The 23,374-nt window shown below is 59.1% G+C and carries 21 protein-coding genes; 6 read left to right on the top strand and 15 right to left on the bottom strand.

Translation table 11 applies throughout. The annotated features are described in order from the left end of the window. Positions 1-1,065 carry a PHB depolymerase family esterase gene (locus HMPREF1261_RS11565; RefSeq protein WP_232208015.1) on the bottom strand — a complete coding sequence of 355 codons (1,065 nt, stop codon included), beginning with the start codon at positions 1,063-1,065 and terminating at the stop codon, positions 1-3. Between the two features lie 100 nt (positions 1,066-1,165). Here HMPREF1261_RS11565 and HMPREF1261_RS11560 point away from each other — a divergent pair, with 100 nt between their 5' ends. After that, positions 1,166-2,269, top strand: a complete 1,104-nt coding sequence (locus HMPREF1261_RS11560) for an isochorismate synthase MenF (RefSeq protein ID WP_005282538.1) — start codon at positions 1,166-1,168, stop codon at positions 2,267-2,269. A 14-nt stretch (positions 2,270-2,283) separates the two neighbouring features. On the opposite strand, the gene HMPREF1261_RS11555 is transcribed toward HMPREF1261_RS11560, so the two are convergent. The 9 genes from HMPREF1261_RS11555 to HMPREF1261_RS11515 all read right to left on the bottom strand — a co-directional run bounded on the left by HMPREF1261_RS11555 (position 2,284) and on the right by HMPREF1261_RS11515 (position 12,936). Next, positions 2,284-2,802 (bottom strand): bifunctional 2-polyprenyl-6-hydroxyphenol methylase/3-demethylubiquinol 3-O-methyltransferase UbiG, encoded by a 519-nt coding sequence (locus tag HMPREF1261_RS11555; RefSeq protein WP_156907332.1) that lies wholly within the window; start codon positions 2,800-2,802, stop codon positions 2,284-2,286. Between the two features lie 106 nt (positions 2,803-2,908). Continuing rightward, entirely contained in the window at positions 2,909-3,721 is an 813-nt protein-coding gene (locus HMPREF1261_RS11550) for a fumarylacetoacetate hydrolase family protein (protein WP_023031084.1), read from the bottom strand. Positions 3,722-3,836: 115 nt separating this feature from the next. Beyond that, positions 3,837-4,856, bottom strand: coding sequence for a 3-isopropylmalate dehydrogenase (locus HMPREF1261_RS11545; RefSeq protein ID WP_023031083.1), 1,020 nt, complete (start codon positions 4,854-4,856; stop codon positions 3,837-3,839). Positions 4,857-4,989: 133 nt separating this feature from the next. Then, positions 4,990-6,576 (bottom strand): phosphoglycerate dehydrogenase, encoded by a 1,587-nt coding sequence (gene serA / locus HMPREF1261_RS11540; protein WP_023031082.1) that lies wholly within the window; start codon positions 6,574-6,576, stop codon positions 4,990-4,992. A gap of 64 nt (positions 6,577-6,640) precedes the next feature. Continuing rightward, positions 6,641-7,552 carry a hypothetical protein gene (locus HMPREF1261_RS11535; RefSeq protein WP_023028713.1) on the bottom strand — a complete coding sequence of 304 codons (912 nt, stop codon included), beginning with the start codon at positions 7,550-7,552 and terminating at the stop codon, positions 6,641-6,643. Further along, positions 7,536-9,326 carry a DUF262 domain-containing protein gene (locus tag HMPREF1261_RS11530; protein WP_023031080.1) on the bottom strand — a complete coding sequence of 597 codons (1,791 nt, stop codon included), beginning with the start codon at positions 9,324-9,326 and terminating at the stop codon, positions 7,536-7,538. Before HMPREF1261_RS11530 ends, HMPREF1261_RS11535 begins: the two co-directional genes overlap by 17 nt. Positions 9,327-9,450: 124 nt before the next feature. Further along, positions 9,451-10,464 carry a ketol-acid reductoisomerase gene (gene ilvC, locus HMPREF1261_RS11525; RefSeq protein WP_023031079.1) on the bottom strand — a complete coding sequence of 338 codons (1,014 nt, stop codon included), beginning with the start codon at positions 10,462-10,464 and terminating at the stop codon, positions 9,451-9,453. Between the two features lie 102 nt (positions 10,465-10,566). After that, entirely contained in the window at positions 10,567-11,082 is a 516-nt protein-coding gene (gene ilvN / locus HMPREF1261_RS11520) for an acetolactate synthase small subunit (protein WP_005282517.1), read from the bottom strand. A 3-nt stretch (positions 11,083-11,085) separates the two neighbouring features. Further along, entirely contained in the window at positions 11,086-12,936 is a 1,851-nt protein-coding gene (locus HMPREF1261_RS11515; RefSeq protein ID WP_023031078.1) for an acetolactate synthase large subunit, read from the bottom strand. 305 nt (positions 12,937-13,241) lie between these two features. Between HMPREF1261_RS11515 and HMPREF1261_RS11510 the strand changes: the two genes are divergently transcribed. The 3 genes from HMPREF1261_RS11510 to HMPREF1261_RS11500 all read left to right on the top strand — a co-directional run bounded on the left by HMPREF1261_RS11510 (position 13,242) and on the right by HMPREF1261_RS11500 (position 17,044). Further along, the gene (locus tag HMPREF1261_RS11510; RefSeq protein WP_005280251.1) at positions 13,242-13,784 is read left to right on the top strand and encodes a PH domain-containing protein; all 543 of its coding nucleotides are present in this window, start codon (positions 13,242-13,244) and stop codon (positions 13,782-13,784) included. A gap of 56 nt (positions 13,785-13,840) precedes the next feature. Continuing rightward, the gene (gene ilvD, locus HMPREF1261_RS11505; RefSeq protein ID WP_023031077.1) at positions 13,841-15,694 is read left to right on the top strand and encodes a dihydroxy-acid dehydratase; all 1,854 of its coding nucleotides are present in this window, start codon (positions 13,841-13,843) and stop codon (positions 15,692-15,694) included. Between the two features lie 78 nt (positions 15,695-15,772). Continuing rightward, the gene (locus HMPREF1261_RS11500) at positions 15,773-17,044 is read left to right on the top strand and encodes a glycosyltransferase 87 family protein (RefSeq protein WP_023031076.1); all 1,272 of its coding nucleotides are present in this window, start codon (positions 15,773-15,775) and stop codon (positions 17,042-17,044) included. Here the strand turns inward: HMPREF1261_RS11500 and HMPREF1261_RS11495 are convergent. The 3 genes from HMPREF1261_RS11495 to HMPREF1261_RS11485 form a co-directional block, all read right to left on the bottom strand. Next, a complete protein-coding gene (locus HMPREF1261_RS11495; protein ID WP_005280248.1) occupies positions 17,019-17,336 on the bottom strand; it encodes a transcriptional regulator in 318 nt (105 codons plus the stop codon). The genes HMPREF1261_RS11500 and HMPREF1261_RS11495 overlap by 26 nt on opposite strands. Next, positions 17,326-17,781: a hypothetical protein gene (locus tag HMPREF1261_RS11490; RefSeq protein ID WP_023017819.1), complete on the bottom strand. Its 456-nt coding sequence runs from the start codon at positions 17,779-17,781 to the stop codon at positions 17,326-17,328. Before HMPREF1261_RS11490 ends, HMPREF1261_RS11495 begins: the two co-directional genes overlap by 11 nt. A 146-nt stretch (positions 17,782-17,927) precedes the next feature. Then, a complete protein-coding gene (locus tag HMPREF1261_RS11485) occupies positions 17,928-18,818 on the bottom strand; it encodes a DoxX family protein (protein WP_023031075.1) in 891 nt (296 codons plus the stop codon). 195 nt (positions 18,819-19,013) lie between these two features. Here HMPREF1261_RS11485 and HMPREF1261_RS11480 point away from each other — a divergent pair, with 195 nt between their 5' ends. After that, positions 19,014-20,111 carry a glutathione S-transferase family protein gene (locus tag HMPREF1261_RS11480; RefSeq protein ID WP_023031074.1) on the top strand — a complete coding sequence of 366 codons (1,098 nt, stop codon included), beginning with the start codon at positions 19,014-19,016 and terminating at the stop codon, positions 20,109-20,111. On the opposite strand, the gene HMPREF1261_RS11475 is transcribed toward HMPREF1261_RS11480, so the two are convergent. Next, positions 20,080-20,952: an ArgP/LysG family DNA-binding transcriptional regulator gene (locus tag HMPREF1261_RS11475; protein ID WP_005280244.1), complete on the bottom strand. Its 873-nt coding sequence runs from the start codon at positions 20,950-20,952 to the stop codon at positions 20,080-20,082. The genes HMPREF1261_RS11480 and HMPREF1261_RS11475 overlap by 32 nt on opposite strands. Positions 20,953-21,021: 69 nt before the next feature. On the opposite strand from HMPREF1261_RS11475, the gene HMPREF1261_RS11470 reads away from it, so the two are divergent. After that, positions 21,022-21,741 carry a LysE/ArgO family amino acid transporter gene (locus HMPREF1261_RS11470; protein ID WP_023031073.1) on the top strand — a complete coding sequence of 240 codons (720 nt, stop codon included), beginning with the start codon at positions 21,022-21,024 and terminating at the stop codon, positions 21,739-21,741. Between the two features lie 115 nt (positions 21,742-21,856). On the opposite strand, the gene HMPREF1261_RS11465 is transcribed toward HMPREF1261_RS11470, so the two are convergent. Continuing rightward, positions 21,857-23,287 carry a hypothetical protein gene (locus HMPREF1261_RS11465; protein ID WP_023017814.1) on the bottom strand — a complete coding sequence of 477 codons (1,431 nt, stop codon included), beginning with the start codon at positions 23,285-23,287 and terminating at the stop codon, positions 21,857-21,859. Positions 23,288-23,374 lie beyond the last annotated feature (87 nt).

Genomic DNA, 23,374 nt, shown 5'->3' with positions numbered 1-23,374 from the left:
CTACACGCGGGTTTTAGTGGCTAAAAAGTCCCACACAATGTTTGCGGTATCCGGCTGCCAGAACCACGTGTGGTCGCCGGGTACCTTGTACAGTTCCACGTTCTTGGCGCAACCATTGAAGTTCAGCCGCTCGGAGTTACCGGCGGCGGGGCGGGCCTGAAAGGTCATATCGCAGTGGTTGCGGTGCAGATAGCCGCCCAAAACGGTGCGCACGGGAAGGTAGCCGGATTCATGGCGGGTGCCACCCTCATAGGTGAGCATTTTATCCCTGGTGCCGTGCATGATGAGCGTGTGCATCGGCGCATCGACGCAATTGGTTTCCACTGGGGTATAAAACGCCCCGGAGACCATCGCTACCGCCGCGAACATATCTTGGGCGTGGCAGCCCAATACTGAGGTAAAACCGCCCCCATTGGACATTCCCATGGCGTAGACGCGGTTGCGGTCCACGTGATAGTCCGCATCCACAGCATCTAAAATGCGCTTGATAAAGCGGATATCCTCGCCGTCGCGCGTCTTTGCATAGGGCGCTGGCTCCCAGGCGCGTTCGAAGCCTTCTGGATAGACGATGACCGCATCATCGGTGGCCTTAGTCGTTCCCATGCGCGCGTAGCCAGAGAACTCCTCCGAGGAATCTCCCCACCCACCAAATCCAAAGAGCACCGGTGCAGGAGCCTCGGGCGAGTAATTATCTGGGATGCGCAGGAGGTAGCGACGCTCTTTGCCTTCATGCTCCATCTCCAGCGACTGCGTGTCTCCAGCAGCAATGGGCGGATGGGGGTTGATGCTGGCATCAGGCGCTGGGTGCGGCGCCGGCGCCGCGTCTGGGGTTGGGGCCGGCGCAGGTGCTGGCTGGTTCGGCGTGGATTCCTCAACGCCTTCTGGCAGCAGGTGGGAGTCATCCGGTGCCGGTTCCGGTGCAGGGGCGGGAGGGGCCGGTTTCTCGGGAGCTGCTGGCGTTTCTTGCGCAGAAGCCACTGCCGGGGCAGAGAACGCACCGCTAGCAATCAGGAGCGCTGCAAGGAGATAGCCGGCCCGTAGGGAAAATTTAGTAACATTAGCCACATTGTTAACACTAGCCACAGCCGCCGCGCCAACGGGTGCCCACACGCTTGACGGAGGGCAATTTCTACCAACTTTTAATAAGGCACTAAGCTAGATCCTCATGCACGAAGACAGACCAAGCACCGCCCCCGATTTCTTGCTCTCCCGAGCAACGGGGTCTGTCCGTACCCAAGGTGCGCGGGCAACCTTTACCAGTGCCGAGGCCGCGGTTGACGCCTTGCGCCGCGGCGACGCCGAGATGGTAGTTGGCGCCATCCCCTTCGACTCCGATACCCCCGCCGCCCTGACCGTTCCAGAGTCAATCATCCGGGAAGACGGCCCGCTGGAACCACATGCGTTCTACCGCAACCAATCGCTCAATTCCCGCGTCGTGGGCTTTGACCCAGAGCCCGAGGAGCACCTGCGCCGCGTTGAGGCGGCCATCGGCACCATCGAGACCTCCAAGCTGGAAAAGGTGGTCCTCGCCCGCGCGGTCGATATCGAATTTGCCGCCCCCATCGATCCCCGGTTGGTGGCCGCGCGCCTTATCGATCTCTCCGTCAACCGCGACGGGTTCATTGCGGATCTCTCCCCCGCAGGCCGCCCAGGGGCCATGCTGGTTGGTTCCTCGCCGGAGGTACTCATCAAGCGCCAAGGCTCGACCGTGTCTGCATTCCCACTCGCCGGCTCCACGCCGCGCCGAGCCAATAAAGCGGCAGACCACATTGCCAGCCAAGACCTCTTGCACTCCGCCAAGGATCTGCTCGAGCATTCCTTTGTAGTAGAACACCTGCGCAGGATATTAGAGCCGCTGTGCAGCAGCCTCGATATCCCCGAGACCCCGCAGCTCATACACACCAATGAGATGTGGCACTTGGGCACGCCGGTCACCGGCACATTGCGGGATAAAGACCTCACCGCCCTGGAATTGGCAGAAGTAGTCCACCCCACCCCCGCAATCTGTGGCACGCCAACGGAAGCGGCGCAGGCGCTTATCGAGACCGCCGAGACCGACCGCGGCTTCTATGCCGGCACCGTCGGCTGGTGCGATAGCTCCGGCGATGGCGAATACATGGTTGCCATCCGTTGCGCAGAAGTTGCCGGCGATGGCCTCTCCGCCCGCGCGTGGGCTGGCGGCGGCGTGGTCGGTGCCTCCAATGCCCAAGCCGAGCTGGAAGAAACCACCGCCAAGCTGCAAACAATCCTTCGCGCGCTCAGCCTTTAAAAGCGCGGCGCGGCTTAGCGCCTCTTCGCTACCAGGACCACATCACTGGTGTGATGGGCACCTGCGCCGCTAGTAACTTGGCGCGGCGATCGCCGCAGGGTCTGCACCGTCAACTCGGAAAGATTTTCCGCCAGCCATTCCGGCATGGCGATTTCTTCCGATTCCATGTCGTGGTGAACATAGAGCAAGGTTCCACCCGGGGCAACGAGTTTTTCTAGCAATGCTACTTCCTCTGCGGTGGCGCGGACGCTGCCGTAGTGGACTGTAACCAGATCAAAGGGGGCGTGGCTAAATTCATCAAAGGTGGCAACCTCCGCGGGGACTCCACGCGCCCTAGTCCGCGCTACGGCCGTGGGAGCAAAATCGATGCCGAGCACCTGCCAGCCATTCTCGTGTAGCCACTGGGCATCAGCGCCTTCCCCGCAGCCAATATCGAGGGCGGTACCGGCCGGAAGGTCGCTGACATGGTCCACCAGCGTCGCATTCGGGCTCCCTGACCACACCTGTGCGGTGGCGCGGTAGCGCTCCTCCATCTCCTGCGCGCTCGGCGCGGACCCGCGGTGGCCTTGATGCGAATGTTCCGGCACGCCGTTCTCCTTCTACCAGTACCTCACCAGCGGCAGCTGCATTGCAGTGAACCTACTGCGCCCTGGCAATCGTATTGCGCAGGGTGCCAACCCCTGGAATCTCAACCTCAATGGTATCGCCCGGCACCATCGGTGCGGTTCCTGCAGGCGATCCGGTAGTGATGACATCGCCAGGCAGCAAGGTATAGGCGGCAGAAATCTCTTCCAAGATGCCGCCCATCTTGACGATCATCTGATCCGTATTGGAATCCTGCTTCTGCTCCCGGGAACCATCGTGGGTCAGGTACGCATTGATCTTCTGATCATCAAGATCCAAGCTCTCCAGGTCCGTTTCAATCCACGGGCCCAGCGGGCAGAAGGTATCAATACCCTTGGCGCGCGCCCACTGGCCATCCTTAAATTGCAGGTCACGCGAGGAAACATCGTTGCAAATGGTGTAGCCCAAAACGTGGTCTTTCCAGTTTTCAGCCTTGATATTCTTCGATGGCTTGGAAATAACCACGGCCAGCTCGCCCTCAAACTCCACGTTGGTGGCGTAATCGGGAATCTTGATGGCCTCATTCGGGCCGATAACCGCGGTCGATGGCTTCAAGAAGATGGTTGGCGGCAGCGAATCCGAGGACTTCTTAAAGACCTCCGCGACGTGGTCGGCATAGTTGCGCCCGAGCGCCACCACCTTGGTGGGCAAGGTCGGCGCCAAGAGGCGCACCTCGCCCAGCTTCCATTCCCGGCCGGTGGGCTCCGGCGGGGTAAACGGAGTGCCGGAGATTTCTTTGGCTACAAGCTCCTCCATCGGGGCATTTTTCGGCCCGTCAATGATGGCAAAGCAAATTCCTTCTGGGTGTGCAATTCGTCCTAAACGCATAACGGCCATCCTACTAAACGGTAGCCTTTACATGTGTGCAAAGTTTGCGGTGTTAATTTGCGAAGATCCTTTAGGTCCCCGCCGGAACCGGATTCGCACTCAGGATTCCTTACGCTTAAGCCTTCAGGCTCCCCGCGATGCGGTCTCCCACCTCGACGGTCTTGATTGGGGCATCGCCACGCTTGGCGATGCCCTCCGCCACCGCCTTTTCAATCTTCTGCGCATTGTCTTCATCACCCAGCTGCCGCAAGAGCATCGCCGCCGACAAGATGGCCGCGGTTGGATCCGCGATGCCTTGTCCAGCAATATCGGGCGCCGAACCGTGCACCGGCTCAAACATGGAGGGGTTCTTACCCGAGGCATCGATATTGCCCGATGCAGCCAATCCAATTCCGCCGGTAATAGCGCCTGCTAAGTCCGTTAAGATATCGCCGAAGAGGTTATCGGTAACGATGACATCGTAGCGGGACGGGTCCGTCACCATGTAGATGGTCGCGGCATCGATGTGGTTGTAGTCCACTTCCACCTGCGGATATTCTGCCGAGACTTCTTCTACCGTGCGGTGCCACAGATCGCCGGCGTTGACGAGGACATTGGTCTTGTGCACCAGGGTCAGGTGGTTGCGGCGCTGCGATGCCCGCTCAAAAGCGTCCCGCACCACGCGCTCTACCCCAAAGCGGGTATTTTGCGAAACCTCGCTGGCTACCTCGTGCGGCGTACCTTCCCGCAGTGTACCGCCATTGCCGCAGTACAGGCCCTCGGTGCCTTCTCGCACCACGACGAAATCAATCTCGCCCGGGTTAGCCAGCGGCGAGCGGGCCGTGGGATACAAGATGGAGGGGCGCAGGTTCACGTGGTGATCGAGTGCAAAGCGCATCTTCAATAACAGGCCGCGCTCCAGAACACCTGGGGGGACCTCGCCGGGTGCGCCAATGGCGCCCAGCAAAATGGCATCGTGCTCGCGCAGGCTGGCCAGGTCCGCGTCCGTTAAAAGCTCGCCATTGCGCAGGTAGCGCCGCGCGCCCAGGTCATAATCGGTGGTTTCAATATCGCTGCGCACCGCCCGCAATACCTTCAGGGCTTCCGCCGTTACTTCCGGCCCAATGCCGTCGCCACCAATCACCGCTAATTTCATTAGATAAGATTCCTTTCTCACATAGTGGATTAGACATCAGCCTACCAAAGGAAACCCGCCCATCGCAGCAGAAATCTGCGCGATGGGCGGGCACACGTACGCGGTTAGGCCACTCTCCTAACCTGCGCTGAGGTTATTCATCCATGTCGAATTGCTGGCACGTAGCGCCAAGGGCCGAGTTGATCTCCTCGATGAGAGAATCTGGCACCTCGGACTCCACGCGCAAGATGAGCACGGCATCGGATTCCTGCTTGCCCTGCGTCAAGGCCGCGGCGATGATGTTGATACCTGCTGCACCCAGCTTGGTACCCACGGTACCCAGCGCGCCTGGGGCATCGGCATAGCGGAAGAAGAGGTTGCGGCCCTCAGCCCGCATATCCACGCCGCGGCCATTGATGCGCACAAACTTTTCGGTCCCGTCGATGCCGATGAGAGCACCGGTAAGCGAAGAGGTCACGCCCTCTGCACTAATGACCTTGACCTGCAAGGAAGAACGGTGGCCCTTGGATTCTGGGTTGGTGGATACCGAAACCTCGACCCCGCGGCTTTCGGCAATCTTCATCGCGTTGACGAAGGTAACCGGCTCTGAGGTCACGCCGCTAAACAGGCCGCGTACGACGGAAAGGCCCAGTACGTCCACGTCCTCAGTGGACAGCTCGCCGCAAGCCTCGATCTCCACGGCGACGGGAGCCTGGTCCAACAGGCGTCCGGCCGTAAGGCCCAGCTTGCGGGCGAGGTCGAGCCAGCCGGCAACCTCTTCTCCCACCGTGCCGCCGGAGACGTTGACCGCATCGGGAACGAACTCGCCGGCCAGAGCCTTGAGCACAGATGCGGCGACATCGGTACCCGCGCGGTCCTGTGCCTCCACGGTGGACGCGCCCAAGTGCGGCGAGACCGTGACCTGCGGCAGCTTAAACAACGGGGAATCCGTGCACGGCTCCGTGGAGTAGACGTCAAAGCCCGCACCGCGGTGGTGGCCGGAGGTAATGGAATCCGCCAAGGCCTGCTCGTCTACGAGGCCGCCGCGGGCGGCGTTGATAAGAATCTGGCCTTCCTTTGCCTTGGCCAGAAGCTCCGCGTTGAACATTCCGGCGGTCTCGGGCGTCTTGGGCAGGTGAATGGTGACAAAATCTGCCTGCGCCAACAGCTCTTCCAGCTCGACCAATTCCACGCCAAGCGCTGCCGCACGCGCCGGATTGGCATAAGGATCGTGGGCAATAATCTTCGTTTCAAAGGCGCTTAACCGCTGGGCAAAAAGCTGACCGATGTGGCCGAAGCCGACGATGCCAATAGTCTTGCCGTAGACCTCGACGCCCTTGAAGGAAGAGCGCTTCCACTCGCCCTCGCGCAGGGACTGATCCGCCGCAGGAATCTGGCGGGCAGTGGCCAAAAGCAGGGCAATCGCCTGCTCGCACGCAGAGTGGATATTGGAGGTGGGAGCGTTGACCACCATGACGCCCTTATTGGTGGCAGTGTCAATATCCACGTTATCTAGTCCCACGCCCGCGCGGCCCACAATCTTTAGTTTGGGCGCGGCTTCTAGAACTTCAGCGTCGACGGTGGTAGCAGAGCGCACGAGCAGTGCATCTGCCTCAGGAACCGCAGCGAGCAATTCCTCGCGGTTCGGGCCATCTACCCAGCGCACCTCGACGGAATCCCCCAAAGCCGTCACTGTGGATTGGGCCAATTTATCGGCGATAAGAACTACCGGCTTCGACATATCATCCTTCGTTTCACTTCGTTGTGCATTACGCGAAAATCACCGCGTGTGAAGGAAGTGTAGTTCAGTTTGGGGTGCCCTGCCGTATTTTTTCCTTAAATTCTTTCACGTGACCGAATTCCGGTCCCAAAGCGATAAGCGAGCCCTCATCGAGCCCTGCCACCATGGCCATACTCCGCTTATCTTCCAGCGGATCCGCCGTCGGCATCACTAAAACCGAGCCACCATAGGCCGCGGCAGTAATGACATTGGCTACCGGACTATCCGCCGTGGCCACGATATTGGGCGCCATCTGGCCATCGCGCCGCGACTGTGCCGGGACGGCCGGCAGCTTTTTGCCATCATCGTCAGGTTCGCCCTCATAAGGAATCCAGGCAGGACGCAACTCAACGTAGGGTGTTTTATCCAGCCGCGCGATGTCCTTGACCACCTGGTTCGGCGAGGCAACCACCTTGGACTCGTACTGGAAGGCCGTAAAATCCCCCAGCGCTTCATGCGTTCCCGGATCCTTGATGACAGTGAAATCACCGCTGGATTGCGTCCACGGGATATCACCCACGATGACGAGTCGTTTTACCTCCAAGTCTCCGACCAAGTTGAGGATGTCACCGCGGCGCGAAGGATCGTATTCCACGGCTGGCAAGTGCTGGTTAATCGCCAACGTTGCCGCGCGCAACACGGATTTATCATCGGGCGCAAAGAGCACCATGGAATCTGAATCATCGAAGAAGGCCCGCGCGGCGTCGATGCCACTCGGATCGTCGATGATGTCCAGCTTGCCGGCGAATTTGGGATCGATAAGGCGGTTTTGATTCTCTGACTTGGCGCGCTCAAGCTCAACATCGGACTCGGAGAGATCCGAAAGCCCACGCTTAACAAGCTTGGGCTCCTGCAAGGCATCACCGCAGCCAACAAGTACGAGGGAGGCTGCGATAACCACTGCAGCCGCCCGATACCTCTTAGCGGCCAAACGCATGTGGCCCCTCTTCACCGCCGGCCAGGTTTGCTTCATCGACATCTCGAATGACGGGAATGCCTAAGGTTTCTTCCACCAGATCCACGAAGCGATGGCGACGATCAGCCAAGAATTCCTGACTCTTTGACTCCCTTAGGTTAGCGACATCGAGGTCGTGCGATGCCAGGACGGCATCAAATTCCTCGTCTTCCATGATGGACTTGGACTGCACGCGAGGCAGGTAGCGGTTCGGCGCGAACCCATCGAGGACGACCTCTGTGCGCTTGCCCATCGGGGTGTAGTTCATGACCGAATGGGCCAGGACCGAATCCACCCCGTGGCGCTGGCACCAATTCAGCGGGAATACCGGGAAAAATCCGGGCTTCAACTCTTCAAAGGTGTGGCGGGTAAACTCGCTGCCCGTCCGCCAGTCCTTCGCGCCGCGGGCCATAAGCAGGGCGTAGATTCCGTGCCACACCCCATCGTTTTCATCGACCGAGAGCAGGCGGGATTCCCGGAATCCTGCATCCGCGACCGTTTTGGGAACATCGTCGGTGGCCCCGGCAACCCACTCGGTCACCTCATCCACATCGCGGGCGGCGCGCAGCGGCACCGCGGAAGAACCGTAGAGCTCGCCAAAGACGCCACACCAGAACCACTGGTCAATGCGATCCCATGCCTGCTGGCTGGAAAGGGCCCCAGGCCGCTTGGCCAGGCGCGCGATGATGACCGCCAGCGGCACGATCTGTTCCGTATAAGGAACCTGATCGAGGCTTAAAATGCGGCGCTGCGCCAAGAATTCGGCAACCTCATGGAAGGTAATGCGCAGGTCGTGCGCGGCCGCCTTGTACTCGGACAGGGACAGCTTCAAAATGTCTTCGCGCTGGCCGCCGGCATTGCCCTTCTCCCCTGTGACCAAGAGGGATACTGCGGAGAGGAATTCATTACGTCCGATGCCATCGAGCGCAGGAGAATCCCGCAGATCCTTTTCCACCTGCTGCCAATCGTTGGCAAGGTGGAAGGTCGGATCTTCGGAGGCAAAGACGGCGGTTAAGAGATCGAGGACATCCATCTGTAAGCCTGCGGAATTTGCCTGGGCAAAGATGGAACCGATTCCGGAGCGCTCCGTTTCGCGGGATAGCCGGATCATGGGGATATCGTAGCCCGCTAAGGGGCGCACGATGCGGTTATTGAACGCGGCAAGTTCGGCGCTGTATTGCTCGTGTGTGGCGGCGAGCTCGAAAAGCATGCTGGTGCCTTCCTCGCTGAGTAGCGAGGCCACGGGGATGCACATATTGTCCAGCCCATCCTGGCGGCAGGTAATAGCCCCATCAACGTCGGGGCCGAAGTGCGAGCAGATCTCGCCGTTTTGGTCGACGGCGAAAATAGCGTCATCGGCAAGCAAGTCCCCGCTTACCGCGGCGCGGACGTCGATGAAAAAGCGGCGGTGGACCTTCTTTTTCCGGAAGTCAGTGGTCTTGACAAAACCCTCGCCATTAAAGCAGTGGTACAGGGAGGTAAGGCGCTGTTGGCCGTCCAAGAGCAGCAACCCGGGATCGACGCCAACCTCGGGCGCACCCGCCAGCACCCTGGGGCGGAAACGCATCTTTTCATTGCGGGTATCCAGGGCCATCAGCGCGCCGATGGGGTATCCACGCAGGACCGTAACGATAAGTGAGCGGATGCGGTCTTCATCCCAGGCGTAGCTGCGCTGGAAATCCGGAAGCTGGATATCGCCCCGGTCAATCCGCGAAAAAAGGTCCCTGAGATCATAGCTTGGCGTCGTAAAACCCATAGGGCCAATACTACCCGCAACACCTTCGCGGTACCTCACGGGCGTAGCGCTGGAATCCAAGGTACAAGTAAGAAAAGCGGCCCACGGGGAGTGTCCCGCGGGCCGCACTGGATTCAGCTATTGACTAGGCAGTAGCGTCCAAAGGATTCTTGACCCAGCTCATGAGATCGCGCAGCTTGGTGCCGGTCTTTTCGATCTCGTGCTGCGCAAATTCCTCGCGCAGGTCTTCCAGTTCCTTGTTGCCGCCCTCAACGTTGGCGAGCAGGCGCTTGGTGAAGGTGCCGTCCTGAATATCGGACAGGACATCCTTCATGCGCTGCTTGGTATCGGCGTTGATGATGCGTGGACCGGAGATGTAGCCACCGAACTCAGCGGTATCAGAGACCGAGTAGTTCATGTTGGCAATGCCACCCTCGAACATCAAGTCCACGATGAGCTTCATCTCGTGCAGGACCTCGAAATATGCCATCTCTGGCTCGTAGCCGGCCTCGGTGAGGACCTCGAAGCCGTTGCGGATGAGGAACTCGACACCACCGCACAGGACGGCCTGCTCACCAAAGAGGTCGGTGACCGTCTCTGCCTCGAAGGTGGTGGGGATAACGCCGGCGCGGGCGCCGCCGATTGCTGCGGCATAGGACATGGTCAGGTCATGGCCCTCGTTCTTCGGGTCCTGCTCGGTGGCAATCAAGCAAGGAACGCCCTTGCCGTCAACGAATTGGCGGCGGACCAGGTGGCCTGGACCCTTGGGAGCAACCATACCGACGGTGACGGACGCAGCCGGCTCAATCAGCTTGAAGTGGATATTCAGGCCGTGTCCGAACAGCAATGCATTGCCGTCCTCCAGGTTTGGGGCGATGTGCTCTTCGAAGATCTCCTTTTGGGAGGTATCCGGTGCCAAGAGCATCACGACGTCGGCCCACTTGGATGCCTCCGCGACGGACTTGACCTCGAACCCGGCCTCTTCTGCCTTGGCTGCGGACTTGGAGCCCTCGCGCAGGCCGATAACAACCTCGACGCCGGAATCGCGCAGGTTCTGGGAGTGGGCGTGGCCCTGGGAGCCGTAACCGATAACCGCTACCTTGCGGCCCTGGATGATCGACAGGTCAGCATCGTCGTCGTAGTAGGTATCAATTGCCATTTCAAATCCTCAATTCTTTGGTAGGAAAAGCTGTAATGAAGCGTCCTGACGCAGAGTATATACCACTGCGCGAGACATTGTGTTCACATCGTGAGATTTTATTTACTTTTTGGGAGCCGTAGCCTTCGGGCCGCGCCCCAAGGCTACGTGGCCCGATTGCACGAGTTCGCGAATGCCGAAGGGCTCGAGGACCTCAAGCAGCGCCGCGAGCTTGCCCGGCGTACCGGTAGCCTCCACGACGACCGATTCCTTTGCCACGTCCACCACGCGGGCGCGGAAGATATTTACCGCATCCACCACCTGCGCGCGGTTAGAATTATCAGCCGCCACCTTTACCAACATGATGGCGCGGGCGACGGTGGAATCTTCCTTGAGTTCCACGACCTTGATGACCGGAATGAGCTTATTGAGCTGCTTGGTGACCTGCTCAATAATGACCTCAGAGGCATCCACGACGATGGTCAGGCGGTTAATCCCTGGGGTTTCCGTGTGTGCGGAGACCAAGGACACCAGGCTGTAGCCACGGCGGCTGAACATTCCCACCACGCGGGCGATGATACTTTCTACATCCTCGACTAATACCGATAAGGTATGGCGAGTTACCTCGTTGTGCGTCATGGTTTATGCCTCCTGGATGGTTTCGTCGATCTCAGCCGGGGTCTCCGCGGCGGATTCAGCTTCATCAAAAAGCGGGCGCAGGCCGCGGGCGTACTGGATTTCCTCATTGGAGGCACCGCCGCCGATCATCGGCCAAACCTGCGCATCTTGGCCGACGATGAAGTCAATGACAACTGGCTTATCGTTAATTTCCTGTGCGTGCTTAATGGCCGGAACGACATCCTCTTCGCACGTGACCCGGATAGCTTCGCAGCCAAGAGCCTCGGCCAAGCGGACGAAGTCCGGGGTGAAGGCGTTTTCTTCGCGCAGCTTGGTGTGCGAATAGTGCTGGTCATAAAACAGCGTCTGCCACTGCCGGACCATGCCGAGGTTGCCGTTATTAATGACGGCGACCTTAAACGGGAAGCCCTCCAAGGCTGCGGTGGTAAGTTCCTGATTGGTCATTTGGAAGCAGCCATCGCCGTCGATGGCCCAGACTTCTTTATCTGGGCGCGCCGCCTTTGCACCCAAGGCAGCGGGAACGGCGTAGCCCATGGTTCCGGCGCCACCGGAGTTGATCCAGGAACGCGGGTGCTCAAAGTCCAAGAACTGCGCGGACCACATCTGGTGCTGGCCCACGCCCGCACAGTAGATAGCTTCCGGTCCTACAGTTTCGCTGAGCTTTTCCAAGACGAATTGCGGGTTCAGCAGGCCATCATCAGTGGGCTCATAACCGCGCGGGAAGCGCTCTTGCATGCCGCGCAGGTAATCGTGCCACTGTTTCACATCGGCGGCAGGCTGCACATCCTTCTTGCGGTACTCCTTGCTCAACGCGGTCAAGCACTTTTGCGCATCGCCGACGATGGGGACCGTAACCTCGCGGATCTTGCCAATCTCAGCGGGGTCAATATCGGCGTGGATAACCTTCGCATTGGGTGCGAATGTAGAGGTATCGCCGGTCACGCGGTCATCGAAGCGGGCGCCAATGGCGATGATGAGGTCGGCGCGCTGCATCGCCGCGACGGCTGGGACGGTGCCGTGCATGCCCGGCATTCCCAGATGCAGCGGGTGGGAGTCTGGAAAGGAGCCCAGGGCCATCAAGGTGGTAACCACGGGGATATTCGTCAGCTCTGCAAACTCCAGCAGCTCCTGGGAGGCGTTGGCTTTCATGACTCCGCCGCCGACGTAGAGCACGGGCTTTTCCGCATGCGCCATCAATTCCACGGCCTGGGCCACCTGCCGGTGGTGCGGCTTGGTAACCGGCTTGTAGCCTTGCAGGTCAAGCGTTTCCGGGAAATGGTAATCCAAAAAGCCGTTTTGCACGTCCTTCGGGATATCCACGAGCACCGGACCGGGGCGGCCGGTAGAAGCCAAGTGGAAGGCGGCCGAAATAGCGGAAGGGATCTCTGCGGGATCCGTCACGATGTAGTTGTGCTTGGTAATCGGCATGGTGACACCGCGGATATCGGCCTCTTGGAAGGCATCGGTGCCCAAAAGGTTGCTGCCCACTTGGCCGGTGATGGCGACGATGGGAACGGAGTCCAGGTTGGCATCGGCAAGCGCGGTAACCAGGTTGGTCGCACCAGGACCGGAGGTAGCGATGCACACGCCCACCTTTCCGGAGGCCTGCGCATAACCCTCGGCGGCGTGGCCGGCGCCTTGTTCATGGCGGGTTAGCACATGGCGCAGCTTGGTTGAACCATGCAGTGCATCGTAGAGCGGAAGCACGGCACCGCCTGGAATACCGAATACGAGATCGGTGCCCAGATCTTCCAGCGTGCGGACAATAGCATGAGCCCCACTCATTCGCTCCGCGGGCGCAGCAGAAGTCGCAGCGGCCGCGGAAGCGGGCGTGGGCGAGGATGTCGTTACCACGGTGTATGTGCTCCTTGGGTTGGTCTGTCATGGAAACTGATCATCGAGGGAAACGCCCTAGTTACAACTAAAGCCCCCGCGGGCCGGTGGTCTGCGGGGGCGAAAGCGTCGACGTTCAGGAAACGCCGCGGTCACCGCCGCGCTCGCACCACCTGAAGTCGAATAATGATCATATTTCCAACTATATACCGATAGAATTATATCTGGAAGCGGTTACCCCCTTTTGGGAAAACTTTCCCACATGTTGAAACGCGGCGGAAAAATGGTTCGCTTCCCCACCGCATGGTCAATTAGGCTGGCTGATTATGACCCCACCAGCACAGGACAAACAACCTCGTCAGTCCACCTCCCAGGCAGAGGTCTTCACCCCTTCCCGCGACCACATCTTGGGCATTTTAATTCTGTCCACGATCGCCTTGTTGAGCATCGGCTGGGCGCCCAAATACCTGGGATGGCTGCTCATTATCCCCGTCATCGGCCTATGGTGGGTCCTCAAGGCCCGCACGAGGGTCTCTGAGAAGGGCATCTCCATTTCCTATGCATTCCGCAAGAACGTCTCCATTGCGTGGGATGACTTCGCCGGGATTGGGTTCCAGCGCGCCCGGGCCTTCGCACAGACTAAAAATGGTGCGAAGCATAACCTACCTGGCGTAACCTTCAACTCGCTGCCCCGCTTGGCACAAGCATCCCGCGGACGCATTCCCGATGCCCTCACCCAGGGCCGCGAGGCAGCCGATGACAAGGTCGTCATCGTGCACCGCGACGGGCAGCAGATCCTCTTAAGCAAAGAGGAATATGCTGCGTACCTTGAAAAACACCCCGAGCTTAAAGATTCGGCAGATAATTAAATTTGCTTTCTCCTCCTCCCCATCTGATTAATCTATAAGGAATGGTGACTTAAACCATGTTCCCGCTGCGCTCTAACGTAACTACCGTCGGACGCCAAGCCTCCGGTGCGCGTGCCTTGTGGCGCGCTACCGGCACCAAGGAAAATGACTTTGGCAAGCCGATTGTCGCCATCGCCAATTCTTATACGCAGTTCGTGCCCGGCCACGTGCACCTGAAAAACGTCGGCGATATCGTCTCCGATGCTGTCCGCGAAGCCGGCGGCGTGCCCAAGGAGTTCAACACCATTGCTGTCGATGACGGCATTGCCATGGGACATAGCGGCATGTTGTACTCTTTGCCTTCGCGCGAGATCATCTCCGATTCCATCGAGTACATGGCCAATGCGCATACTGCCGATGCCCTCGTCTGCATCTCCAACTGCGATAAGATCACCCCGGGCATGCTCAATGCCGCGATGCGCTTGAATATCCCCACGATCTTCGTTTCGGGCGGGCCGATGGAGGCCGGCAAGGCCGTCGTGGTCGATGGCGTTGCCCATGCACCGACCGACCTGATTACCGCAATCACCGCATCCGCGAACGACAGCGTTAGCGATGCCGGTTTGGCCCAGGTCGAAGAATCCGCCTGCCCCACCTGCGGTTCCTGCTCCGGCATGTTTACCGCCAACTCCATGAACTGCTTGACCGAGGCTCTCGGCTTGGCGCTTCCGGGCAATGGCACCACCCTGGCTACCCACAGCGCGCGCCGTGAGCTCTTTGAAAAGGCCGGCTCCACCATCGTGGATATGTGCCGCCGCTACTACGGCGAAGAAGACGAGTCCGTCCTCCCCCGCAATATCGCCACGAAGGAAGCCTTTACCAATGCTATGGCCCTCGATATGGCCATGGGCGGATCCACCAACACCATCCTGCACACCCTCGCCGCAGCGCAAGAGGGCGAAGTGGACTTCACACTGGATGATATTAATGACATCTCCTACCGCGTGCCTTGCCTGTCCAAGGTCGCGCCCAACGGCACCTATCACATTGAGGATGTGCACCGCGCCGGCGGCATTCCGGCCATCTTGGGCGAGCTGCGCCGCGCGGGCCACCTCAACCTCAAGGTGCACACCGCCCTCTATGACAATGCGGAGCAGTGGCTCGATGATTGGGATATCCGCAATCCCCGGGTAACCGATCAGGCCCGCGAGCTGTACTACGCCGCCCCCGGTGGCGTGCGCACGACGGAGCCGTTCTCCCAGTCCAACCGGTGGGATGAACTGGATACTGACGCGGTCAATGGCTGCATTCACGATGCCGACCACGCCTTTTCTTCCGACGGCGGACTGGTGGTCTTGCGCGGCAACCTGGCACCAGACGGGGCCATCGTCAAGGCAGCCGGCGTGGAGGAAGAGCTGTGGACCTTCTCCGGCCCGGCCCGCGTCGTGGAATCCCAGGAGCAGGCCGTGTCCATCATCTTGAATAAAGAGGTCCAGCCCGGCGATGTCGTCGTCATTCGCTACGAAGGCCCGTCCGGTGGCCCCGGCATGCAGGAGATGCTCCACCCGACGTCCTTCCTCAAGGGCGCAGGTTTAGGGAAGGCGTGCGCCTTGATTACCGACGGCCGCTTTTCCGGCGGCACCTCCGGTCTCTCCATCGGCCACATCTCCCCGGAGGCCGCCCACCAGGGCCTTATCGGGCTCATCGAAAATGGCGATACCATTTCCATCAATATCCATGAGCGCGAGCTCACGCTCGACGTGGACGATGATGTTCTGGAGCGCCGCCGCGCCGCGCAAGAGCAGCGCGAAAAGCCATGGACGCCGGTGGACCGCAACCGCCCGATTACCAAGGCGCTGCGCGCCTACGCCGCAATGGCGACCTCCGCGGATCGCGGCGCGGTGCGTGTGGTAGACGGCTATGTAAACTAGCACAATTGGCTGCTAAATCGCTGTGACCTCGGTGGGGGTGCGAGCTCTGTAGTTAAAAATCGCGTAGTTTGTATCGCGATGAAATTCGCTCGTACCCCGTTATTCCGATATACCGTGGCCCTGCTGGGGTTCCTTTTCGGCGCCTGGAAGGTCGTTGAAGACACCCGCATCACAGAATTCCCCATCGATATGGTGGTCTACCGCGAGGGCGTCAAGGCCTTCCTCGAGCACCGCTCCGTCTATAGCGCGCCGATGCCCGCCGGCGATATTCAGCTGCCCTTCATTTATCCGCCCTTTGGCGCCTTGGCGATGGTACCGCTGACGACCTTCGACGCCATCGACCACACCCTGGCCGGCAATATCATGGTTATCCTTTCGGATCTCCTTGTGCTCGTGTGCCTTTACTTCGTTTTCAGGGCGGTGCTCAAGAAGCCAGAATTCCTCTTACCCGTAACCGCCATTACCTGGGCCCTTGTCTTACACTTTGAGCCGGTTGACCTCAATAACAACTATGCCCAAATCAATATAGTGGTCATGGCGCTTGTTATCCTCGACCTCGTTCCGCGCAAGCAATTCCTGCCGCAGGGAATCCTCATCGGCGTGGCGGCCGCCATCAAGATCACGCCTCTGGCGATGCTGCTGTACTTCCTTGTGCGCAGGGAATGGAAGCAGATTGCCACCGCGTTGCTCTCCGCCGTAGCGGCCACTCTTCTTGCCGCGGCCTTCCGCTGGGAGGCGTTCGTGGAGTTCTTCAGCTCCACACTGCTCGACATGGGCTCCGGCCGTGACTTCGGCGTGGGAACCGACTATCAGTCAAATAGCTCCATCAAGGGCGCCATTCAGCGCATGTATCCATCCACCGAATCCATGGAGGCGAATGGCCTGACGATAGGCCTCGCGTGGATCGCGGCGTCCCTTATTGTCATCGTCGTTGCGGCGTGGCTCATCAAGCGCCTGTGCGAGAAGCATTTGCTTGTCGATGCCCAATTGGTCACCGCCCTCACCGTCCTGCTCATCTCCCCTGTTTCTTGGTCCCATCACTGGGTCTGGCTCACGCTCATCATCCCAGTCTTCGCCTACCGCGCGTGGAGCTGGCTTTCTACCGGATGGGCTGCCCGCAGCCTCTTGGCCGTCCTCATCGCCTGGGCAGCCCTGCTGCTCACCGTTCCACCGAAGTGGTGGTGGGGAGATCAAGTCGATGTCCATGCCATGAACCACTTCCAGAAATTCTGGATGGATGACTTCGTCTGGCTCACCGTGTTTACCGTAACGCTGTATACAGCCGCGTTCATTGCCGCCCAGCGCAAGCAGACCACACGTAGCGCTACTCCTGCTCTGCTAGCGACTTAAGCGCGGCGAGGTGGGCATCGAATGCAGACTTGCCGGTAGCGGTGAGCATAACCCACACGGTGTCCTTATCGCGGGAAGACCCGTACTCGCGGAATCGGCTGATATAGCCTTCCTTTTCTAGGGCGGTTAATTGTTTGGATAAGGTGGCGGCCGATTGCCCCACCTCTTCCCGCAGCGCCGCGAAGCGCATTTCGCGGCGCACCTGTCCCTCCACCGCACCTCGCGCGTTTAATACCGCACAGATTTTGAAGCGATTGAGCGGATAGATAACCGGGTCAATATCACTGAGCACTACGGCCCTCTCCTTGCCGCGCTGCAACGTCCAAGGCTCGAGATTGCAGCACCCAGACCATTGCCACTGCCCACACCGCGATGAAGATTACCAGAGCCCACATGTGCTCACGCAGCATGTTGGTGACAAAGATCGGGATAAGTATTACTGCCATCCCCGCGTAGTATTTCTTATCGGCCTTGGGCTGGGTATACGGATCCTGGCGATAGCTGGTCCGCACCTTGCCCTGGTAATGAAGTAGCGCCCACACCATGAGTCCTATAAGGACAAAGTAGAAAATCAGAAACGCGACGGGGTGCATTATCTCTGCGAATACGGTCATTCCCACATAGAACGCTGCCAATGCGATCACTAGGAGGATATTTTGCACAAGCCGCTTTCGCTCAGCGCCTTGATCCTGCAGGCTGTCATTAAACTCGAGCGACTTCTTTAGCTCATCTTCCATCTTCTACCACCATCTCCAAAATCCAGGATTCCATACTTTCCGTTATGGCAATTCTTTCACTTTCCATAGCGGAAAGCAAGGGTGGAAGGAAATCCCCACCGCATTAACTGCGGCGGGGATTCACTTACACGGTAGCGAGTAACAGGCTAAGCAATGGGGTTTACTGCCGCGCCAAAGAACCACACGGCAACCAAGATGGCGATACCGACCACCACAAAGACCCACGACGTACCCAGTGGGCGCCGCGCCCAAGAGCGGCCAAAGTCCAAGGAAATAAAACCAGGACCGGTAAATTGCAGGCCAATCGCGACCACAAAAAGTACCAGCGATAGCCATACCGAGTCCGGCCAGTCAAAGACCTGCAGACCAGCACCCGATTCCGCCAGCTCGTGCAATGCGGTGAAACCGGTAACGACCAAGCCAAGCATGGCCGCAAGCGGGCTAATCAGGCCCAAAAGGAGGAATGCTCCGGCGATCAGCTGCACGGTCGGCACCGCTAGGGCAAAGGAATTAGCCCAAGCGTACTGCGAGTAATCGCTTTCCAAGCCGGAGACTCCGGCGCCATCGCCCAGCGAGAAGAACGTGGCTACGCCGGCAATCATGAGATAGGCGCTCATAGCCAAGCGGACAAAAAAGAGACCAAAGTCAATGGTGCCACGACGCCCATAGCGCTTATAGCCTTCCTTATCCTCCTGCTCCTGCTGAAGCTTGCGCTCTTGTTCCGCCAGCTCTTCAGGGGTTAGGGAAACATCTTCTGCCGCAATACCTTCGGTCTGCGCCGCCGCTGCGGGATCCAATACCGCGGTATCCTCACCTGCGGATTGCTGGTTTCCCTGCTGTGAAGCCCCATTAGCGGCAGGGTTGGACAAAACTTCCGTCTCCGCCGCCTCTTGCTTCTGCGGCCGAATTTCTTGCGGTTCGGCGCGCCCTGCGCGGGCAAAGACATCGGGGTTATCCTGCCGCATGGAATCGTAGGCTGGGACATTAAGATCCTCGTCTAAGGGATTGGCTTTATCCGGTTGCTGCTTATCGCTCATATGACCAATTTAAGACAGTTGCCTGCAGTTTTGCGGTACCGTTAACGGCGCGCCGCAATTGTTCCCGCACCCCTCTTCCCCTAGCTCCCATCTTGTCGTAATATCAACAATGTCATATAGTTGACGTATAAACATTAATTGTCGGCGGGGACACTTCCTCCGCCTTATGAATCCACCAGAATTGGGAATGACTCGATGACTTCACACGACTCCGACTGGGCAGGAGATGCCCGCAATGCGTCACCAGATGGCGAGTTTATTCGCGATACCACCTATATCGAAGACCGCATTTCACCTGAAGTATCCGAGGTAACCGCGCAGGACGATGGTACCTTTTATTGGCCCATGGAGGCTGGCCGTTACCGCCTGGTTGCAGCCCGCGCTTGTCCGTGGGCGCACCGCGCGGTCATCGCTCGCCGCCTGTTGGGCTTAGAGGACTCCATTTCCTTGGCCCTCGCCGGGCCCGTGCACGATGCGCGGTCCTGGACATTCGACCTAGACGAGGGCGAAGTAGACCCGGTTTTGGGCTACAAGCGCCTGCAGGAAGCCTACTTTGAGCGCTTTCCGGACTATCCCCGCGGGATTACCGTGCCCGCCCTAGTCGAAGAATCTACGGGCCGGGTGGTCACCAATGATTACCCCTCTATGGTGCGCGATTTTATTGAGCAGTGGACCAACTTCCAGGCAGAAGGCGCCCCCGATCTCTTCCCTAAGCAGCACCGCGAGGAGATGGAGGAACTCAACGAGTACATCTTCCACGGCATCAATAATGGCGTGTACCGCTGCGGTTTTGCCGGCTCGCAAGAAGCCTACGAAGAGGCCTATGACCAGCTGTGGGAGGCGCTCGATTGGGCCGAGGAGCGCCTGGGCACCCAGCGCTATATGGTTGGCGAACACATTACCGAGACCGATATCCGCCTGTTTGCCACCCTCGTGCGCTTCGATCCGGTGTATTACTCACACTTCAAGTGCTCGCGCCACAAGATCCAGGAACTGCCCAACCTGCGCGGCTACCTGCAGGAACTATTCCAGCTACCGGGCTTTGGTGATACCACCGATTTCACCGAGATCAAGCAGCATTACTTTGCCACGCACACGGAAATCAACCCCACCCGCATCATTCCGGTGGGACCGGATATGTCCTGGTTAGCAGAGCCCCATGACCGCGATCGCTTTGGCGGCCAACCCTTTGCCCCCAGCGTGCGTCTCCCGGGTCCCATTCCCTCCGGCGAGGAAGTAAAGAATCCGGAAGACTTTCAGCTTAAGCTCTTCCCAGCCCCGCAGCCGCGTTAATTACGGACCTAGTCAGATCGCTTAAGACCTCGGATTCTAGGCGCCAACGCTGCCAGTAGAGGTCGATGTCGAGCTGGTGGTCATCGAGAAGCAGCAGCTCTTTCGATTCCACCAGTGGCTGAGCCTGAGCCTGCGGCAATAGCCCCCACCCCAGGCCCACGCGCACGGCCTCCAGGTAACCTTCCGAAGAAGGAATCTGCGAAACCCTGGCGCGCACGACGTGAGAATCAATAAAGCGCTCGCGCATAGCATCATCGAGCACCTGATCATTGGGACCATAGCCCACCAGCGGCATCGTCTCCCAGGTAAACCGCCCTGAATGAAAGCCCTCCGCGATATGCGGGGCGGCAACGGCGAAATAGCGCATGGTCCCCAAGAACGTGGAATCGCACCCGGATACCGGCGAATGCTCCCTCGTTACCGCACCCAAGACATCGCCGCGCCGCAGCATCGCGAGCGTGCGGGCCTCATCCTCAATGCGGATGCGCAGGGCAACGTCTCCCCGCTGCGCGGTATCGCTTAATACCTGCGTAAACCAGGTGGCGAGCGAGTCGGAGTTGATGGCCACCGACAAGGGCACGCGCGCTAGGCGCTGGCCCAACCTGGCATCGGTCTCTGCCTGCACCAACGCCATGCGCCGTGCCGCCTGCACCAGGATCTCCCCGGCTTCCGTCGCCCCCACCGGATTCGCCCGCCGCACCAGCACGCGGCCGGTGCTCGCCTCCAACGCCTTGATGCGCTGGCTTACCGCAGACGGAGAAATCCCCAGGACCGAGGCGGCGACCTCAAAGCTTCCTTCTTCCACGATAGCCAGCAAGGTTTCCAAATGTACCGGGTTCATGAAGCTATTCTAAACCATATGAAGATAGATTAACTGGACTTATTTACCGCTTGGATTCACACTAGAGGCATGTCCATCGTGCTTGCTGGTTTTGTGCTTGGTTTGTCCCTCATCGTGGCCGTCGGCCCCCAAAATGCGATGCTGTTGAAATACGGCATCCGCCGCGATCACATCGGGCTCATCATCGTGGTGTGCGCGCTTTCCGATGTCATCCTCATTACCTCCGGCACCGCCGGTGTCGGCTACCTGGTTGAGCGCTTTCCCAATGCGCTTGAGGCGCTCAAGTACATCGGCGCGGCATACCTCGCCTTTTTCACCTTCACCTGCTTCCGCGATGCCTTCAAAACCAAGGGCGAGGCCATCGACGTGGAATCTACTTCCCCGAATTCGACCGAGGAAGTAGCGACCTTCGACGGCGACTCCACGGGTGGGGCCGGCACCGAGCACGGTTCTGTCGCCACCGCTACCGCCACCCAACGCCAAGAGATCAAGCGCTCGCCCTCTTGGGTCAAGCCGCTTCTTACCGCGCTGGCGCTAACCTGGCTCAACCCTGGTGCCTATGTCGACGTTTTGGTCATGCTCGGCGGCATCGCCAACCAGTATGGTGACCCCGGCCGGTGGCTGTTCGCCGGCGGTGCCATTGCCGCCAGCTTTACGTGGTTCCCCGTCATTGGCTTTGGCGCTGCCCGCTTCTCCCACGTCCTCTCCCGCCCGGAAGTCTGGCGCTGGATTAACGTTGGCATCGGCGTCATCATGATCGGCCTGACCCTCAAGCTTCTCCTGCTGTAATCCCCTAGCCCAGCTCCAGCGCTAAGCGTTTAAAGGGGGCATCGGCAAGCACAAGGCATAGAAAATCCCTCCTCAGGAAATCCTGGGGAGGGAAATTTATTGCCTGAAGGCGAGACTACTTCTGGGAGCTTTCCGCTTCGGAAGACTCATCGTCTTCCTCCGGATCACCGATAGCACCGGTTTCCTCGATCCACTTTTCAATCTCTTCCGGCGAGCGGTCGTGCTCTACGCCATCGCGCTCGATGTAGTAGGTGTGATCGTCCTGGTTTTGCTTCTCAAATTCTTCCTTATCAAAGTCCACATCGTCATCACCGTCGAGCTTTTCCGTCACCTCGGTCACGAGCTCTTCATAGAGTGCCTCGCTATCCATATTGGAATCCTCAAGGTGCTGACCAATCTCGTCGTCGTAGCGATCTGCGTCGTATTCCTTGTTCGGATTCAGCTTCAGGTGCATCAGCGAACGCACGCGCTCGCGACGCAGCGCCTCGTCCTGAATCTTGGACTGGCTGCGGAACCATGCAAAGACCAAGACGGCCACCATCGCGATGCCCATGTAACCGATGACCGGGTAGACGTACTGCATCAAGGTCTTGAAGCCGAAGAAGGAAACGCCAAAGCCCGCGAAACAGCCAGCGATGAAGATAACGCGGAACTTGGACTCGTTGCCGGCGGAGAGGCGCTTACCCAATGCGTAAAACATACCGATGGCGGTATTGAAAATCATCAGGTAAATAACGATGGCCATGATCCCGCCCAAGACTGGGTTGACGCTATCGACCAAGGAGAGCATCGGGATATCGGAGCCCTCGATCTCCTCGGCGTTCATCAACAACGCAAAACCTGCCAGGCCCATCATGACGGAGTAGACGATGCCGCCGAAGATGCCGCCCCAGCCGGCCTCGCGCGGGCTAATATTATCGCCGCCAATGACCAGCGACATGGATACCGCCAGCATCAAAGCCAGACCGTTGTAGTTCAGCGCGGAGACCAGCCAGTTGCCAATCGGGGTATCGATCTGGCTGGAGGCTTCCATCGCTGCGCCAATATCGTCCGGCATATGGAACATGGTGTAAATGGCCACGCCGATGACGGCGATGATGATGGACGGGGTAAGCATACCGATGACCTTGGACACCTTATCGACGTCCATCATGCCGACGGCAATCACGAGCCCCAGCATCAGCGTCGAGCCGATCCAAGCCGGCCAGCCAAATTGCTGCTCCATATTCGAACCTGCACCGGCCAGCATCACGAAGCCGATAGCAAAGAGCGTGATAATAACGGCCACGTCCAAGAGCTTGGACACGATGGGGTGCGTGACTTTGCGGAAGACCGTGTTGTGCTCAGTGGCGTGGAAATAGCTGCCCAATTGCAAGAACACGGTGCCCGCCAGCGTCATAATGGCCGCTGCGACGATAATGCCGGCAATACCCCAAGAGCCGAAGGCGGTGAAATATTGCACGACCTCCTGGCCCGTAGCAAAGCCTGCGCCTACCAGCAGGCCCACGAAGGACATGGCCATGGCGAGAATATTTTTATAAGACACAGTTGCCTAACTTTTGTAGCGGATAATTTTCACACACCAGTGCGCGCGCTCCAGGCCCCCTCCTTATCCCCCCCGACACGTGCAGGG

This window comes from Corynebacterium sp. KPL1818 (assembly GCF_000478135.1).
GTDB lineage: Bacteria > Actinomycetota > Actinomycetes > Mycobacteriales > Mycobacteriaceae > Corynebacterium > Corynebacterium accolens.
Note: the sequence above shows the minus strand (reverse complement) of the source record. Positions and strands in the feature narration are given on the sequence as shown.

Excerpts from the sequence above, each read along its gene's own strand:
- HMPREF1261_RS11490 (WP_023017819.1), bottom strand. The coding sequence starts at position 17,781 with ATGGAAGATGAGCTAAAGAAGTCGCTCGAGTTTAATGACAGCCTGCAG.
- ilvC (WP_023031079.1), bottom strand. The coding sequence starts at position 10,464 with ATGGCAATTGATACCTACTACGACGACGATGCTGACCTGTCGATCATC.
- HMPREF1261_RS11500 (WP_023031076.1), top strand. The coding sequence starts at position 15,773 with ATGAAATTCGCTCGTACCCCGTTATTCCGATATACCGTGGCCCTGCTG.
- HMPREF1261_RS11560 (WP_005282538.1), top strand. The coding sequence starts at position 1,166 with ATGCACGAAGACAGACCAAGCACCGCCCCCGATTTCTTGCTCTCCCGA.
- HMPREF1261_RS11555 (WP_156907332.1), bottom strand. The coding sequence starts at position 2,802 with ATGGAGGAGCGCTACCGCGCCACCGCACAGGTGTGGTCAGGGAGCCCG.
- ilvN (WP_005282517.1), bottom strand. The coding sequence starts at position 11,082 with ATGACGCACAACGAGGTAACTCGCCATACCTTATCGGTATTAGTCGAG.
- HMPREF1261_RS11480 (WP_023031074.1), top strand. The coding sequence starts at position 19,014 with ATGACTTCACACGACTCCGACTGGGCAGGAGATGCCCGCAATGCGTCA.
- HMPREF1261_RS11510 (WP_005280251.1), top strand. The coding sequence starts at position 13,242 with ATGACCCCACCAGCACAGGACAAACAACCTCGTCAGTCCACCTCCCAG.
- HMPREF1261_RS11470 (WP_023031073.1), top strand. The coding sequence starts at position 21,022 with ATGTCCATCGTGCTTGCTGGTTTTGTGCTTGGTTTGTCCCTCATCGTG.
- serA (WP_023031082.1), bottom strand. The coding sequence starts at position 6,576 with ATGTCGAAGCCGGTAGTTCTTATCGCCGATAAATTGGCCCAATCCACA.
- HMPREF1261_RS11550 (WP_023031084.1), bottom strand. The coding sequence starts at position 3,721 with ATGCGTTTAGGACGAATTGCACACCCAGAAGGAATTTGCTTTGCCATC.
- HMPREF1261_RS11535 (WP_023028713.1), bottom strand. The coding sequence starts at position 7,552 with ATGCGTTTGGCCGCTAAGAGGTATCGGGCGGCTGCAGTGGTTATCGCA.
- ilvD (WP_023031077.1), top strand. The coding sequence starts at position 13,841 with ATGTTCCCGCTGCGCTCTAACGTAACTACCGTCGGACGCCAAGCCTCC.
- HMPREF1261_RS11545 (WP_023031083.1), bottom strand. The coding sequence starts at position 4,856 with ATGAAATTAGCGGTGATTGGTGGCGACGGCATTGGGCCGGAAGTAACG.
- HMPREF1261_RS11475 (WP_005280244.1), bottom strand. The coding sequence starts at position 20,952 with ATGAACCCGGTACATTTGGAAACCTTGCTGGCTATCGTGGAAGAAGGA.
- HMPREF1261_RS11485 (WP_023031075.1), bottom strand. The coding sequence starts at position 18,818 with ATGAGCGATAAGCAGCAACCGGATAAAGCCAATCCCTTAGACGAGGAT.
- HMPREF1261_RS11530 (WP_023031080.1), bottom strand. The coding sequence starts at position 9,326 with ATGGGTTTTACGACGCCAAGCTATGATCTCAGGGACCTTTTTTCGCGG.